Origin of the sequence: Streptomyces sp. NPDC057743 (genome assembly GCF_042798755.1) — a bacterium.
Lineage (GTDB): Bacteria > Actinomycetota > Actinomycetes > Streptomycetales > Streptomycetaceae > Streptomyces.
Genome location: NZ_JBHVJX010000003.1, coordinates 223,815 through 238,703, shown reverse-complemented (window position 1 = coordinate 238,703; position 14,889 = coordinate 223,815). Strand labels below are relative to the sequence as shown.

The window sequence follows — 14,889 nt, the reverse complement described above, 5'->3', positions numbered from 1 at the left end:
CTAGCGTCTGGGGCCTTCGTTGTCGGACACGTCCACGACCTCAGGGGGAGATCAGGCAATGTCGAAGACGAGCCGGACGGCACGGGCTGTGCGCACCGCGGCGATGGCGGCGGCGCTGACCGCCGGCACCGCCGTCGCGTTCCCGTCCGCCGCCCACGCGGCCGGCGCAGAGCACTACTACATCGAGATCGGCGGCACCGGTCCCACGGACTCCGGTCCCGGCTGCCCCACGATCTCCAAGTCCTACAACACCGCGAACGACCGTCTCCACCTCGGCTCCTCCGCGGTCGAGGTGTGCTACCCGGCCACCGCCGGCCCGCTCATCGGTGTCCACGGCGGGCTCGTCGAGCCCCCGTTGAAGTTCAACCCCGACGCCCTCACCGCACCGGCCTACGACGCCAGCGTGCAACTGGGCTACCAGAAGGGGTTGCAGGCCGCGGAGGACACCCACCGCGCGCACCCGGGCGCGCGCCTCACCATCACCGGCTACTCCCAGGGCGCCCAGGCCGCCGACGAGGTGCTCCAGAAGATCGCGAGCGGCAGCACGGGCATTCCGCGCAACCAGGTCGACGGCATGCTCTACGCCGACCCGATGCAGCCCGACACCGGTCTGTTCGCGCGTCTCCCCAAGGGGTTGGGCATCCCGGGGTTGGCCAGCGTCGGCGCCCCCGGCCCGGTGAAGTTCAACGGGATTCCGGTCAAGCGGTACTGCATCATCGGCGACCCGGTGTGCGACCTGCGGGCCGTCACCAATGCGCCCGGCTACTTCAACCTGCACTGGAAGTACCCGGATTCCGTCATCCCCAAGAACCTCAACCAGAGCGGCCAGGACGGCGTCCAGTGGCTGAATGAGAACGGAGACCCCGCGTAGGGCTCCGGAACGCTTGCGGCCACCGCGGATCCTCGGGACTGGTGGGAGCCATGAGGATCCGCGGTGGCCGCGAGTCATGACGCGGGCCGCTGGGGGCGGCCGCCGCTCAGGTCCGGTACGCGTAGTACGCGGCGCCCGGGTACGCGGCGATGAGGCTGGCCACCGACCTGTTGTAGGTGTTGGTGGTGTGGTAAGTGAGGTACGGCATGCCCTGTCGGCTGCGCTTGGTGACGATCATGGAGTGGTCCTTGGACCCGTCCCGGTCGAAGTCCAGTTGCAGCACGTCGCCGAGGTCCATTTGGTAGACGTTGGCGAGGCTCCTGGCCCGCTTCGAGGACAGGGCGAACCAGGAGAACTCGTTGACGCCGACGAAGGAATCCGACTGGATCTCGGAGTTGCCGAACCACTTGTGGAAGTCGGTCGTGTAGCCGGGGACGTGCTTCCAACCGCCCGCCTTGAGGGCCTGGCTGACGAAGTTGGTGCAGTCCCCGCCGGCGCCGGCGTCGCTGAAGTCGGGGTAGTCCGGGTTGTACCGGTTCCAGTACTTCGTCGCGTAGGCCGCCATGGCGTTGTAGTCGTAGCCGGTGGCCTTGAAGTCCTTCGGGTCGGCCGGCGCGGGGCGGGTGGTGGCCGAGCGGGTCGCCGAGGGCGGGTCGTCGCTGGTGGCCGGCGCGGCGACGGAGGGCTTGGCGACCTGGTTCACCGCGAGGTAGCCGTCGTCGGTGTCGCGGACGCCGGTCAGTTGCCAGTCACCCTTGCGGTCGGCCTGGAAGGCCAGTTCGTGGTGGGCCTGGAACCCGGTGGTCTTGGGGTCGCTGGCCTTGGCCTTCTGGTACGTCAGGGTCGTGGTCTCGGTGACGTCGACCGTGGCGTGCCGGCCCCGCACCCGGGTGGCGTCCAGCGTGACGCGGGTGTGGGACCCGCTGTACTTCTCGCCGAGTTGGGCGAGGCGGGACTTGCGGGCGCGCAGCGCGTCGAGCGTCGAACCCTCCTCGCGCGACTGCGTCTTGGACAGCCGCACCTTTCCGGTGAAGCCGGACGTCCGCTGCGGGTGCGACGTCTGACGCCCGCTCGGGGCGTCGTCGATCAGGGACTGGGTGCGATCGGCGAAGACCGCGTCGGCCAGGCGTTGGAAGGTGGCCTTGGTCGCCGCGTCCACCGTCGGGTCGTCGACGACCGCGGCGCCCGCGGTCCAGTTGGGTAGCACGATTCCTGCGGCCACTGAGGCTGCCGCCACCGAAACCAGGGTGGCGCGGCTCCGCTTGCGGCCTATTTTTCTTGGTTTTCTTGATTTCAACGATGTTCCCCTCTACGCCGGTACATGGACCGGGCGTTCGCATTTTGGCACGAGATGTGTGAAGAATGTGAAGGGGTGTGCACGAGGGAAGACAGGTCGTTCCAGGGCTACTTGACGACCGTGGACCAGTCCGGGGACTGCGCAGGGTCCAGCCCGCGCAGGCGTTGCAGCGTTTCGGGCTTCTGCACGTCGAGCCAGTCGGCGAGTTCCTTGAAGGACACGCACTTCACGCCCTGCTTGTCGCAGGTGTTCTTGACCACCTGGTCGATGGCCTTCATATAGATGCCGCCGTTCCAGTCCTCGAAGTGGTTGCCGATGAACAGCGGCGCCCGGCTGCCGTAGTAGACGCGGTTGAAGCCCGCCATGTAGGAGGCGACGGTCTGCCGTTGCCAGTCGGCGTACTTGGCCGGATCGCCCTTGGTCTCGCCGTGGGACTGGTTGTAGAGGAAGTTGAAGTCCATGGACAGGCCCTGGTAGTTGCCGCCGGGGTACGGCAGCATCTGGAGCGGGAAGTCCCAGACGCCGTCCTTCTTGGTCGGCCATATCTGGAAGTCGCCCGGGGAACTGGCGTCGTAGCGCCAGCCGTAACTCCTCATGGCCTTGAGCAGGTTCGGCTGGCCCTCCAGGCAGGGGGCGCGACCACCGGTCACCTCCTTGCGGAAGTCGAACGGCAGGGCCGGGGCGTCCCGGTTGCCGGTGTTGGTCTTCCACTTCTCCACGAAGTCGTAGAACTGGTCGATCTCGCTCTTCCACTCGGCGACGCTCCAGTCACCGCCCCCCTTGGCGCCGCAGAAGTGGCCGTTGAAGTGGGTGCCGATCTCGTTGCCCTGCTCGTAGGCCGCGGCGAGTTGGGTCAGGGTGGTGCGGATGTGTGCGTCGGTGGGGTAGCTGATCGCGGCCGAGCCCACCGGGTGCTGGGGCGGGTGGTAGAGGTGCTGCTTGCTCTTGGGCAGCAGATAGATGCCGGTGAGGAAGAAGGTCATATGGGCGTTATGGGCCCTGGCCAGTTCGCGGTAGTGCGAGAAGAGTCGTTCGTCGCCCTCCAGCGCACCGTCCCATGAGAAGACCACGAACTGGGGTGGCTTCTCACCGGCCTTGAGCGGCACCGGCTTCAACTGCCCCTTCTGCGGGCCGGTGTAGGAGGTCGAGCCGTCGCCGAGGACCTTGGTCTTGCCGTCCCACGGAGGTTCCTTGCGGGCCTGTGGCGGCCTCTGGTCGGCCGGTGCGGCTGCCTTGCTGCCGGAGGGGGCCGGGGCGTCGCCGTCGGTCTGGGCGAACACCAGGTACCCCGCGACGGCCGAGCCGGCGACGAGGCCGGCGGCCGCGAGGGCGGTGAACCGGGTGCGGACGGTGCGGACGGTGCGGCGGGACGCGCGGGCCTTGCGGCGACGGCCGGGAGTGGACTTCATGCGGGGCTCTCATCTGCGAGGGAGGTTCCGGTGCGGTGCGGGTGGGCGCGGACGGTCCGCCGGTCAGCGCAGGGGACTCATGGCGCCCGCCCAAATGTCGTAGGGGACACCGCCGGTGGCGGAACCCGCGAGCCCCTTCAACGGCAGCGGTTCGAGGCTCTTGGCCAGGTCCATGCGGTAGACCACCACGGCCGTCGACACGGTGCGGGCCGTGCCGACGTACCAGGCGGCACAGTCGTCGGCGGTGGTGCCGGCCTTGCCGGACACCGCGGCCGAGGCGGGAGCGGCGCCCGGGTGGGCCAGGCGGAAAGAGTCCGTGAGCGCCTGCGTCACCTCCCCGGCCACCCGGGCGCCGACCGCGCGGCGCGCCTCCGGGACGTCCAGCCGCACCGCCGAGCCGTTCCGGGTGATGCGGCGCACGGAATACGGCTCGGTGTGCCGCCCCGCGGCGGCGAAGGTGGTGTAGCCGCTGGCCATGCGGATCGCGCTCGGCGTGGAACTGCCCAGGGACAGCGCGGGTACTTGGGGCCCCATGCTGGACGACAGCAGTCCGGCTGCCTGGGCGGTCTGCTTCACCTTGTCCAGGCCCGCGTCCATGCCCAGTTGCATGAACGGGGTGTTCACCGACCTGGCGAGCGCCTCGCGCAAGGTGATCCGACCCCACGACCGCCCGCCGTCGTTGTGCGCCGAGACCTTCTTGCCGCTGCGGTTCCAATAGGGGCCCTCCGGCGTGCTGACGGGCACGTCGTCGTCGCCGTCGTAGAGGGACTGCGGGGTGACCTGCTCCCGGGGCGCGTCCCGCCGCTTGACGGCGCCGTGCTCCAGACCGGCCGCGTACACGAACGGCAGAAAGGCCGAACCGGACGGCACCGTGGTGGCGTTGGACTCGTTGAAACCCTGCTTGCGGTGGTCCGGGCCACCGTAGACCGCGAGGATGCGGCCGTCGGTGGCCACCGACGCGACGCCGTAGTGGGCGGCGGCCGCCGCGTCCGGGTGGGCCCGTTGGACCTGTTGGCGCGCCTTGGCCACCACGGAGTCGAGGGCCGCCTCCCGCTTGCGGTCGAAGGTGGTGTAGATCTGGTAGCCGCCAAGGTCGAATTCCCTGTCCGAGAGGTGCCCGGCGTCCTTGGCGTACTGGGAGGCGAGTTCCACCAAGTAGTCGCTCTGCTCACCGGTGTCGTACAGCGGGTTCCGCTTGAGCGGCTCGGGGAACGTCCGGTACGTGGCCCGCTCGGACGGCGACAGCTTGCCTATCTTGACCATCCGGTTGAGGACCCAGTTCCAGCGCTCCACCGCACGCTTGTGGTTGGCCGCGCTCAGCGTGGGGTCGTACAGTCCGGCGCCCTTGAGCAGCGAGGACAGGAACGCGGCCTCGCTCACGTTGAGTTCGCCGACGTCCTTGCCGTAGTACGCCTGCGCGGCGCGCTGGATGCCGTAGGTGCCGCGGCCGAACCAACTGGTGTTGAGGTACCCCTCCAGGATCGCGTCCTTGCTCATCCGGTTGTCCAGCTTGAGGGCGATCAGCGCCTCGGTGAACTTGCGGCCGAGGGTCTGATCCTGGTTGAGGTAGACGTTCTTGACGTACTGCTGGGTGATGGTCGAGCCGCCCTGGGTGTCGCCCCGACCGACCGTGCGCCACAGGGCGCGGGTAATGCCCGTGAACGAGACGCCGGCGTCGCTGTAGAAGCTCTCGTTCTCGGCCGCCAACACGGCCCAACGGACGTCCTCCGGTATGCCCTTGAGCGGCATCGCCTGCCGCTGCACCCAGCCGGTGCGGGCCATGGGGGTGCCGTCGGACCAGAAGAACACGTTGTCCTGCTGGGTGGCGTAGGTGTTGAGGTCCTTGGGGATGTCGGTGGCGGCGTAGACGATCCCCAACAACAGTCCGGACAGGCCGATGACGGTCGACGCGATGCCCAGCCACTGCCGGCCGGAGGGTATCCAGCGGCGCCAACCGGCGCGGCCCGGGCGCGGATAGTGGGGTCTGAGCCGGCGGGCGTACGGCGTCAGCCGCGCGATGAGGGAGGCCGGCAGCGCGCCTTTGCGTAGGAGGCCGGACGGTGACGGCGCGGCCCTACGGCGGTCGGCCCGGCCGCCGGGCGGCTCCGGCCTGCGTATCAGCAGGGTCTCTTCGGTGAGCGCGGGAGGTTCGATCCTGAGCTGCAACGTGCGCTCGGGGTCCACGGGTTGAGGCGCCCGGGCGTCGCCTGCCGCGTCGGCGACGGGCTCCCGGGGCGTGGCCCGTCGGCGATCCCAAGGCGCGTGGCCCTCATCCGGACTGTCCGGCCCCCGCCCGGTCCCTGTCACTGAAGTCTTCCCTCCGCACTGTGCGTGTGGCTCGCACGGGGGTGGCGCAGTCGCCGCCCCAGCCCCCCAGCCACACCGCGGCCTTCACCACTTGCGCAAATCTATCAGCGATATTTTCTAAATCTCCACGCAATGTCCGAACGGAAACAAACGGAACAGATGGCCAGGGCCGGGCGGCCCCCGCACCGCAGTTGGGGGCAGGGCCACCCGGCCCTGCCCCCTCCGCCCAGTGGTGTCGACGCGTCACATGAGCAGTGCGAACACCGCGGCCATGCCCAGCCCATGGCCGCGTGACAGGCGGGGCCGAACGCCTGCGCCGCCCCGGGTGACGAAACCCGACGCCACCTCGGGGGCGGAGCGCGCCACGTCGAAGGCGCGCGCCAACCACCGCAGCGCGACCACGACCAAGAGGACGGCAAGCACCGCGGCGGTCGGCCGCTGACCGGTGCCGACCCACCCCGTCTTCGTGGCGCCGGAAGCCTCCGCCATCGGCATGCCAGGCATCTCGTCCATGGCCTGCCCGCCGCCCCGACCGGCAGACATCGGCGAGGAACCCATCACGGCGCCCATCCACGCCATGGCCCCCAGCATCAGCACGTGCGGCAGGGTGACGAGCAACGCCCGCCCACGATCCGCGGATTGGGCTCGGAGCGGCCCGTGACGACATGGAGTCCGTGGCCGATCCGGTCCGCCACGGTCCCGTCGCGAGCGACGACCGACCGCAACCCGTAGAGCACCGGAAGGGCGTAGAGCGCCGTAAGGACCCAGCGCAGCCCGATCGCGGCGATCACGGGGCCACCCGCCCTCCGCGTCGCCGCCGTACGGCGCCCACGGCCAGGTCCGTGAGGAGGAACGCCAGCAGCGGCAGGCCGAACAGCGGGACGTAAGTGCCCACGACGGCAAGCGCGACCACGGCCGGCGCCAGTACCCGCCCCGGCAGCCGGCGCCATGCGCCACGCGCCGGCGCTCGCCCCAGGGCGCCGGCGGACCTGGTGGGCCGCCGCAGCCACCACATCCGGTAGCCCCAGAGGACCATGACGGTCAGGCCGACCGCGAGGAGCGCCAACGCGATCTGGTTGGCCAGGCCGAACAGCAGGCCCATGTGGGCGTCGACGCCCCAACGCGTCAGCTTGGCCAGCACCGGATAGTCGTCGAACTTCAGCGTGGCGGTCACCTTCCCGGTGGTCGGATCGACGGCCACCGAGTCCTGCCGCTCGGGCCAGGAGCGGGTGTTCTCCTTCACGACATAGGCCGAACCCGCCTTGACGGGCGGGGAGATGACGACCAGTCCGCGCAGCCCGGCGCCGTGCGCGGCGGCCGCGACGGCGTCGATGCCGACGTCCTTCGTGCCGACGGCGCCGGAACGGGTCCCGGAAGTGCTCCCGCCGCCCGTGGCGAGGGCCGTGGAAACCGTCGGAGTGTTGCCGCCCAGCGCGTCCTTGAGCTCGCCGATGCTCGCGCCGGCATGCGCGGACCAGGTCAGGCCCGTGGCGGACAGCCCCAGCAGGCCGACGGACGCCCACACACCCACCGCGCCGTGCCAGGACATGGTGCGGCGCCGACCCTTGGCGCCGCGGCGCGGCAGGACGAGGGTGCGCAACCGCTGCCGGGTGCGGGGCGCGCCGATCCACAGGGCGAGCCCGCCGAGGACCTCGACCCAGAGCCAACTGGCGGCGAACTCACTGTAGTTGCGGCCCAGCTCTCCCAGGTGCAGCGTGCGGTGGAGGTCGTCGAGCCAGGCGCGGACCGGAAGCCACTGGCCGTTGGTGCGCAGCGTGCCGAGCACCTGGTGGTCGTAGGGGTCGACGAACGCGGTGAGCGTGGTGCCGTCGGGCAACCCGGGCCGGTCGAAGACGACCCGGGTGCTGTCCGTACGACCAGGGGCCGGGCTGACCGACACCAGCGACCCGTCGGGCACCGCCCGCCTGGCGGCCGCGACCTGACTGGCCAGCGGGGCGGCCGCGCCGCGCGGGGTGACCGTCAACTCGTGCTGGTAGAGCGCCGATTCGAGTTGCGGCGCCGCGGTGTAGGCCAGCCCGGTCAGCGCCGCGACGAGCAGGAACGGGCCGACGAGGACGCCGGCGTAGAAGTGCAGCCGCAGCAGCAAGGGGCGCAGGTGGCGCCAAGTGCTCGGCGTGGCCGAGGGGTTGGCCGCCACGACCTCGGGCCCGTTGCCCACGGCGGGCGAGCCGCCGTCGCCCGGCGCCCCGTCCGGTGGCGCAGCCGCCCCCTCTGACGCGACTGACGTGCTGCGACTTGCGGCCATGGCGGACTCTTCTTCCTGCGGGTGTCGTCGATCGTCGACCGATGTCTACGGTCCGCAGGAGGAGTCGGAGCGTTGGCGCGAGAAGTTCCCGCGCATGCGAGGTGAGCGTCGTCACCCTGGAGAAGGGTGGAGGGGGCGGGGCGGGCGCCCGCAACGCCCGGGTGACCGTGGCCCCCACGGTCACCCGGCGCCGGCCCCCGTGCCGCCTCAGCGGTCGTCGTGGAGCTCCTGGTGCATCTGCGGCTGGTCGTCCTGGTCGTGGGTGAGGGCGAAGCGCTCGACGCCGTTGAACGCCTTGGAGGCGATACCGAGGATCTCCTTGTACGGGTTGACGCCCACGGTCTCCTCGACGGCGCCGCCGAGGAGGCCGCCGCCGATGCCGCTGAGCACGTCGTGCCCGGCGGCGAGCGGCTTGCCGGCCAGGTCCAGGACGCTGCGCGGGAGGCCGGCCAGGTCGGCGTACTTGTCGGTGAGCGCCACGCGCACCATGGCCATGTAGGCGTCGTGCGCGCCCGGCGGCAGGAACTTCCGGTAGAAGTCGACGGCCTGCCGGGTCATGAAGACGCCGTCGTCGGTCTTCTGCCACTCCTTGTCCCGCTGGGAGTTCCACACCTGCTCGGCCTCGTCGGCGTCCTTGGGCACCAGCCACTTCTCCGGCGTACCCAGGTAGTGGTTGATGTAGTGCCAGGCGCAGATGAAGCCGTGGGCGTCCTCCCGGGAGACGTGGATGCCGAGGTTCTTCATGGACTGGAGGATCTGGGTGCTGAAGACGCAGGTGGCGCCGGTGGTGTACTTCTGCGAGACCGGCTCGCCCCACCTCGCGTAGTCCCACTCGCCGCTCTTCTTGTGGAGCTGCCGCACCGAGGCGTGGACCAGGCGCACCTTGGTGACGGTCGCCGCCAGCGAACCGTCCCGCAGGGCGCCCTTGTTGCCCATGTCGAGGAAGAGCCGCGAGGACTGCGACAGCCGTCGGCCCGGCCCCTCGACGCCGCCCAGGCGCCCCGTTGAGCGGAGGGTGAACGCGCCGGTGGGGGAGAGGTAGGTGCCGATGAGCCCGACGGTCCCCTGGAGCATCGACGCCTCACCGTGGTGGTGGGCGAAGAACCCCTCTGCGGCCCTGACGTCCGCCTCGCTCCAGCCCGGCGGCTCGGCCGCGGCCTCGTCGAGGAACTCCCGCAACCGCCCGGGGAGTTGGGAGTTGTCCTGGCCCGGCTTCAGCGTCCCGATCGTGCGGAACAGGCCGTTGACGCCGTCGACCTCCCCCTTGTCGATCAGATCGGAGACCAGCGCATCGGCAAGCGGGTCACCGGCCTGGTTCGCCGCCTCCAACTCGGCCGCAACCGTCTCAACCGTCAAAGCCATGGTGAGCCTCCATTTCTTGTCGTCTCTTGTTGCTTCTCGTCGTTGCTCGTCGTTGCTTGTCGTCTCGGCATCGCGCCACCGGATGCCCGGGTCGCCCGGGGCATCTGGGGTGTTCGCGAGTGCGTGTCGCCACCCGTGTCGTCATGCGTGTCGTCCACCCGGGGCGCCGCACGGCACGGGAGCGGGCGGACGAACCGGTCGGGCCAAGATGTCCGAGGAACCTCACGCTCATGCGGCGAAAATCCGACGACTACCCTTATGAGGTAACCCGAGGCGCACCCCCGCGCACGAGGGCGCACTCCCGCCCGCGGAGGCGCACTTGCCGACGACCGGAACCGCGGGGCGCCCAAACCACTCGACGCCGTGCCGCTGGTGCGCCCTGCGCGCGTGCCCTCCGCGGTTTCACGGGCGCGTGGATGCCACGGATACGCGGGGCCGAGGGCCGGCCGCCGCGATGCGTTGGGTGACGCCATGGCGCACAGGGCCATGGGCGAGTGAGACCGTCAGCCGGTCAAACTCCGTGTGGTGAGCGGGAGTTTCCACGCGTTGCGACGGTGCATGGCGGTGAGGCTGTGGTGCAGGGGAGAGGGCGGGACGGCCAGCACTGTGCAGCAGGCGCGTGCCACGCAGTACCGGGAGACCGAAGGCCACATTCCGCGACGCAGCCGGCCGCGGGCCCCGGCGCCGATCACGAGCAGGTCGTCGCCCCGGTCGGCGGTCGCCACCAGCACCCTTCCCGGTGTGCCGCGCGCGACCAGAGCGTGGAGCGGGACGTGTGGCCCGTCGCTGCCGAAGGCGGTGTCCAAGGCATCCATGAGCTGTTCACTCGCCATGCGGTGCCACGCGGTCACCAGGGACGCGCCGCGGCAGGGGAGGTCGCCACCGGGCGGCTCCCAGGCCAGTACGGCCCACAGTTCCGCACTCCGCACGCGGGCTTCCGCGGCGGCCCGATGCAGAGCCGTCACGCTCCCCAACGAACCGCTCACGCCGACCACGACGCGCGAGCCCAGGGGTTCGGCCATGGGCCACGCTCCTTGAATGTGCCGCCCTCGCGCGACCCGAGTCGCGCTTACCTGTCGCGACCGAGCCCCGCGTCTCTGTCGCGTTCATCGAAGCGCCGCCGCAGCAGCGATCCCGCCTCGTTGGCGCTTCCCATACGCGGGTGGAGGAGACCCTGACGACGTCATGATGCCGGCCGGCCAACGGGTGGGGATGCCGGCGCGTTGGGTGGTGCGGTGTGGATTCTGCGGCAGGCATGGGGCTGTTGAACGGTACGACCAGGTACGGCTGGATACCACCGGTGACCACGTGGGGACGCCGCGACCGCGGCCTCGGGCTTGCGGTCGCGGCGGCGGAGGTTCGGCGCGACGCTGGCAGGAGAGCGTGGTTCGCCTCCCCCTGCGGGTGCGTCGGCGGCCGCGCCGAACAGGAAGGCAGCGGTCATGGCAGCAATGCCGGACAAGGGGCAGCAGCGGAGCGTCTACCACGGCAAAGTCGTCGTCGGCGACGCGTTGTTCGCCGGTGTGGCGCTCACGGTAAGCGGCCCCCTCAGCATTCTTCAGGGCATCACCGCAATCACCCGCGACCGGGTCTTCTCCGCGCTCGGATATGCCTACCGATTCGACCTCACCGCGTGGGGCTGGATTCACCTCGTCATCGGTGTGGCACTCTTCGTCGTCGGCGTCGGAATCCTCCTCGACATGGTCTGGGCGCGCGGAGCCGGCATCGCAGTGGCGGGGATCAGCCTGATCACCCAGTTCATGTTCGTGCCGTACTACCCGGTGTGGTCCATCATCGTGATGGCCTTCGACCTCCTCATCGTGTGGTCGCTGAGCAGGTCATTCCACCCGGCGGCCGGCGGCCGGTAGACGAGGACCAGGCCGCCGTCATCCGAGAATCCCCGGCAGGTGGAAGCGTCCGTCCTGCCGGGCCCACTCGCGTCCCGGTGCCCCCACGCTGCCGGTTCCTCGCCCACCACCCCGCCCGCAACGAGGCGTTGTGAGCCCACCCGCCAGGAACCCTCAGGGGCCGGGCGCTCACGTCGTGTTGTGTCGGGCAGATCAATAAGAGGTTAGGCTTACCTAAGTCTTGCCGGGGGTGGGGGCTTCACGCGCGCCGTCCGGACGGACTGTCGACCGCAGTCGAGCGGGCCGTGCGCACCGCGGCCCCCGAAGAAAAGGACCTGGCATGGCCATCGCCTCGCGCCGGATATCGCGCCGTCTCCTCGCCGCCTCGGCGGTGACCTCGCTGCTGTTGGTCACCAGCGCCTGCGGCAGCGGGGGAGACGACGACAGCGCCGCCGCGAGCGGTAACGGCGTGTTCCCGGTGTCCATCAAGAGCGCGCTGGGCACGGCCACGATCAAGAAGGAACCCAAGCGGATCGTCACGCTCGGCCAGGGCTCGGCCGAGACGGCAATCGCCCTGGGGCACACGCCGGTTGGTGTGGAGGAGTACGCGTGGGGCAGCGACAAGTCCGGTTACCTGCCCTGGATCCGGGACGCGGTGAAGAAGTCCGGCGACCCGCTGCCCAAGCAGTTCAAGGGGGGCGATCAGCTCGACATCGAGGCGATCACCGAACTGGCCCCCGATCTGATCCTGGCGCCGTGGTCGGGCATCACGGCCAAGCAGTACGACCTCCTCAAGGACATCGCGCCGACCGTCGCGTATCCGGACAAGGCGTGGAGCACCCGCTGGGACCAGCAGATCAACACCATCGCCAAGGCGGTCGGCCAGCCGGCGAAGGGCACCGAGCTGATCAAGGGCATCAAGAAGCAGCTGGCCGATGCCGCCGCCGCCCACCCGAACTACAAGAACGCGACCTTCTCCTACATCTACACCTCGGGGCCGGGCACGTTGGGCGTGTTCAAGCCCGAAGAGCAGCGGGTGGAAATGGTCAAGTCCCTGGGGCTCAAGGTCGATCCGGTGGTCAACACCTTCAAGGAGACCGACGGCACCGCCTCGTCGCTGATCGGCCTGGAGAACGCGGACAAGCTGAACAAGAGCGACGTCCTGTTCACCTTCTACTCCGACGGCAAGACCCGGCAGGAGATCGAGAAGCAGTCGCTGTACGCGGCCATGCCGGCGGTCAAGAAGGGTGCCGTCGTGGCGAGTTCGGACAACTCCTTCGTCACCGCCTCCTCCATGATCAACCCGCTGACCGTGCCCTACAGCATCAAGCGCTACCTGCCGCTGATCGACGGCGCGGTGAAGAAGGCCGGCAAGTAGCGCGGGACGGGGTGCACACATGACCGCGACCATCGACACCGCGCAGCAGCGGACCCCGGTGCGCCGGCCCGGCCGACGCACCGCCGCCCTGCTGCTCCTCGCCCTGGCGGCCCTGGCCCTCGTCTGCCTGGCCAGCATCATGTTCGGCAGCAAGACCCTGGCCCCGGGCCAGGTGTGGGACGCCGTCACCGGCCACGGCGACGCCTACACCACCACCGTGGTCGAAAGCCGCTACCCGCGCACCGCGTTGGGAATCGTGGTGGGTCTCGGCCTCGCCGTGGCAGGCGTGCTGATGCAGACGGTGACCCGCAACCCACTGGCCGAACCGGGCCTGTTGGGCGTCAACACCGGGGCCGCCGCGAGCGTGGTGGCCGGCACCGCGTTCGCCGGCGCCGCCGGGCAGACCCAGACGCTGCTGTGGGCGCTGCCCGGCGCCCTGCTGACCGGCGTGTTCGTCTACGTCATCGGCACCCTCGGGCGGGGACTGAACCCGGTGCGGCTGGTGCTGGGCGGCGCGGTGCTCACCGCGGTGCTCAGCGCCTTCATCCAGGCCGTCACGCTCAGCCGCCCGCAGGTCTTCGACAGCTACCGCTACTGGGTCGTCGGCGCCCTCGGCGGCCACGACTGGGACGCCGTGCGGGGCGTGCTGCCGCTGGTAGTCGCCGGATTCGCGGTGGCCCTGTTCCTGGGCCGCGGCCTCAACATCGTTGCGCTGGGCGAGGATTCCGCCACCGCCCTCGGCGCCCGCCCGGAGCGGGTCAAGGCCGCCGCGCTGCTGACGGCCACCCTGCTGAGCGCCGCCGCCACCGCGGCCGCGGGGCCGATCGCCTTCGTCGGCCTGGCCGTTCCGCACCTGGCCCGCACCCTCCTCGGGGCCGACCTGCGGCGCCAGCTCGCGCTCAGCGCCTTGCTCGGCCCGACCCTGCTGCTGGCCGCCGACGTCATCGGACGGCTCCTGGTGCGCCCCCAGGAGCTGATGGTCGGTGTCGTCACCGCCTTCGCCGGAGCCCCCGCCCTTCTGATCGCCGTCCGTAGGATGCGAGCCGCCTCGTGACCCACTCCCTCACTCCCGCGCCCGCCGCCGCCGTTCGGCGGCCGCGGCCGGGCAGCCGAAAGTTCCTCCTTACCCTCGGGTCGAGGGTCGCTCTGCGGGTCCCGGTCCGGATGTTCTGGGTCGGCGTCGCCCTGTGCGTGGCCATCCTGGCGGCCTGCACCGCCACCCTCACCGTGGGCCGCCTCGGCATCGCCCTGCCGGACCTGCCCTCGGCGTTGACCGGCCATGCCACCGGCGTGAGCTCCTTCGTCCTGGACCGGTTGCGCGGACCGCGGCTGACGGTGGCGGTCGCCGCCGGCGCCGCCTTCGGACTGTCCGGCGCCCTCTTCCAGTCGGTGACCCGGAATCCGCTGGGCAGCCCGGACGTCATCGGCCTCGGCCCCGGAGCCGGTGCGGGTGCCGCACTGGTCGCCCTGCTCTTCCCGGGCGCACCGGTCGCGTTGGGGGCGCTCGGCGGGGCGCTGGTGGCCATGGCGGTGGTGTACCTGTCGACCGGGAGCGGCTTCCGTAACCCCACCCGACTGGTCATCGCGGGCATCGGGGTCTCGGCGATGGCCACCGCCTTCATCCAGTACATCGTCTACGCCATCGAACGCGACCAGGCCACCGTGCTCAGCTCGTACCTCAACGGCAGCCTCACCGCCCGCTCTTGGGACGACGCGGCAACCATCGGCGTGGTGCTGCTGCTCTGCGCGCCGTGCGCCGCGCTGCTGTCCCGCCCGCTGGGCATCAGCGAGATGGGCCGGACCACGGCGGCGGCCTTGGGCGCGCGGCCTGACCGCGCCTTCACTGGGGCCGTGCTGCTGACGATCGTGCTCTCCGCCGGCGCCGTCACGGTGGCCGGCCCGATCTCGTTCATCGCACTCACCGCACCCCAGATCGTCAAGCGGATCACCCGCGGCACCGGCCCACACCTGGCGCTCTCCGCACTCTCCGGCGCCCTGCTGCTCGTCCTCGCCGACCTGGCGGCCCAGAACGCTCCGGTCTTCGGCAAACTGCCCGTCGGCATCTGGACGATGGCGCTGGGCGGTGCGTATCTGGGCTACCTGCTGCTCCGCGAGTGGCGCCGCGGGGCCCTGTGACGGGCGGGCCACTAGG

At 70.6% G+C, this 14,889-nt stretch carries 12 protein-coding genes; 5 read left to right on the top strand and 7 right to left on the bottom strand.

Features of this window, described 5'->3' with window-relative positions:
• Window positions 1-58 precede the first annotated feature (58 nt).
• Window positions 59-871: a PE-PPE domain-containing protein gene (locus ACFVFQ_RS04740; RefSeq protein WP_383408637.1), complete on the top strand. Its 813-nt coding sequence runs from the start codon at window positions 59-61 to the stop codon at window positions 869-871.
• Window positions 872-977: 106 nt separating this feature from the next.
• On the opposite strand, the gene ACFVFQ_RS04735 is transcribed toward ACFVFQ_RS04740, so the two are convergent.
• The 7 genes from ACFVFQ_RS04735 to ACFVFQ_RS04705 all read right to left on the bottom strand — a co-directional run bounded on the left by ACFVFQ_RS04735 (window position 978) and on the right by ACFVFQ_RS04705 (window position 10,534).
• Complete coding sequence (locus ACFVFQ_RS04735; protein WP_383408965.1) at window positions 978-2,093, bottom strand: amidase domain-containing protein; 1,116 nt, start codon at window positions 2,091-2,093, stop codon at window positions 978-980.
• A 182-nt stretch (window positions 2,094-2,275) separates the two neighbouring features.
• The gene (locus ACFVFQ_RS04730) at window positions 2,276-3,577 is read right to left on the bottom strand and encodes a hypothetical protein (RefSeq protein ID WP_383408630.1); all 1,302 of its coding nucleotides are present in this window, start codon (window positions 3,575-3,577) and stop codon (window positions 2,276-2,278) included.
• A 63-nt stretch (window positions 3,578-3,640) separates the two neighbouring features.
• The gene (locus ACFVFQ_RS04725) at window positions 3,641-5,761 is read right to left on the bottom strand and encodes a transglycosylase domain-containing protein (protein ID WP_383408627.1); all 2,121 of its coding nucleotides are present in this window, start codon (window positions 5,759-5,761) and stop codon (window positions 3,641-3,643) included.
• Between the two features lie 366 nt (window positions 5,762-6,127).
• Window positions 6,128-6,787, bottom strand: a complete 660-nt coding sequence (locus ACFVFQ_RS04720; protein WP_383408624.1) for a DUF5134 domain-containing protein — start codon at window positions 6,785-6,787, stop codon at window positions 6,128-6,130.
• Complete coding sequence (locus tag ACFVFQ_RS04715; RefSeq protein WP_383408621.1) at window positions 6,672-8,150, bottom strand: PepSY-associated TM helix domain-containing protein; 1,479 nt, start codon at window positions 8,148-8,150, stop codon at window positions 6,672-6,674. Before ACFVFQ_RS04715 ends, ACFVFQ_RS04720 begins: the two co-directional genes overlap by 116 nt.
• 207 nt (window positions 8,151-8,357) lie before the next feature.
• The gene (locus ACFVFQ_RS04710; protein WP_383408616.1) at window positions 8,358-9,512 is read right to left on the bottom strand and encodes an oxygenase MpaB family protein; all 1,155 of its coding nucleotides are present in this window, start codon (window positions 9,510-9,512) and stop codon (window positions 8,358-8,360) included.
• Window positions 9,513-10,015: 503 nt separating this feature from the next.
• Window positions 10,016-10,534, bottom strand: coding sequence for a universal stress protein (locus ACFVFQ_RS04705; protein WP_383408612.1), 519 nt, complete (start codon window positions 10,532-10,534; stop codon window positions 10,016-10,018).
• A gap of 420 nt (window positions 10,535-10,954) precedes the next feature.
• Here ACFVFQ_RS04705 and ACFVFQ_RS04700 point away from each other — a divergent pair, with 420 nt between their 5' ends.
• The 4 genes from ACFVFQ_RS04700 (at window position 10,955) to ACFVFQ_RS04685 (ending at window position 14,873) form a co-directional block, all read left to right on the top strand.
• Window positions 10,955-11,380, top strand: a complete 426-nt coding sequence (locus ACFVFQ_RS04700; RefSeq protein ID WP_383408609.1) for a hypothetical protein — start codon at window positions 10,955-10,957, stop codon at window positions 11,378-11,380.
• Window positions 11,381-11,699: 319 nt separating this feature from the next.
• On the top strand, window positions 11,700-12,737 hold the full coding sequence (locus tag ACFVFQ_RS04695; RefSeq protein ID WP_383408606.1) for an iron-siderophore ABC transporter substrate-binding protein: 1,038 nt from the start codon (window positions 11,700-11,702) through the stop codon (window positions 12,735-12,737).
• Window positions 12,738-12,756: 19 nt separating this feature from the next.
• A complete protein-coding gene (locus ACFVFQ_RS04690) occupies window positions 12,757-13,791 on the top strand; it encodes a FecCD family ABC transporter permease (RefSeq protein WP_383408603.1) in 1,035 nt (344 codons plus the stop codon).
• Window positions 13,788-14,873 (top strand): FecCD family ABC transporter permease, encoded by a 1,086-nt coding sequence (locus ACFVFQ_RS04685; protein WP_383408600.1) that lies wholly within the window; start codon window positions 13,788-13,790, stop codon window positions 14,871-14,873. The genes ACFVFQ_RS04690 and ACFVFQ_RS04685 overlap by 4 nt, the downstream gene beginning before the upstream one ends.
• Window positions 14,874-14,889: the final 16 nt, after the last annotated feature.

Coding starts and splice junctions, on each gene's coding strand:
- ACFVFQ_RS04710 (WP_383408616.1), bottom strand. CDS start 9,512: ATGGCTTTGACGGTTGAGACGGTTGCGGCCGAGTTGGAGGCGGCGAAC.
- ACFVFQ_RS04695 (WP_383408606.1), top strand. CDS start 11,700: ATGGCCATCGCCTCGCGCCGGATATCGCGCCGTCTCCTCGCCGCCTCG.
- ACFVFQ_RS04705 (WP_383408612.1), bottom strand. CDS start 10,534: ATGGCCGAACCCCTGGGCTCGCGCGTCGTGGTCGGCGTGAGCGGTTCG.
- ACFVFQ_RS04690 (WP_383408603.1), top strand. CDS start 12,757: ATGACCGCGACCATCGACACCGCGCAGCAGCGGACCCCGGTGCGCCGG.
- ACFVFQ_RS04700 (WP_383408609.1), top strand. CDS start 10,955: ATGGCAGCAATGCCGGACAAGGGGCAGCAGCGGAGCGTCTACCACGGC.
- ACFVFQ_RS04715 (WP_383408621.1), bottom strand. CDS start 8,150: ATGGCCGCAAGTCGCAGCACGTCAGTCGCGTCAGAGGGGGCGGCTGCG.
- ACFVFQ_RS04730 (WP_383408630.1), bottom strand. CDS start 3,577: ATGAAGTCCACTCCCGGCCGTCGCCGCAAGGCCCGCGCGTCCCGCCGC.
- ACFVFQ_RS04740 (WP_383408637.1), top strand. CDS start 59: ATGTCGAAGACGAGCCGGACGGCACGGGCTGTGCGCACCGCGGCGATG.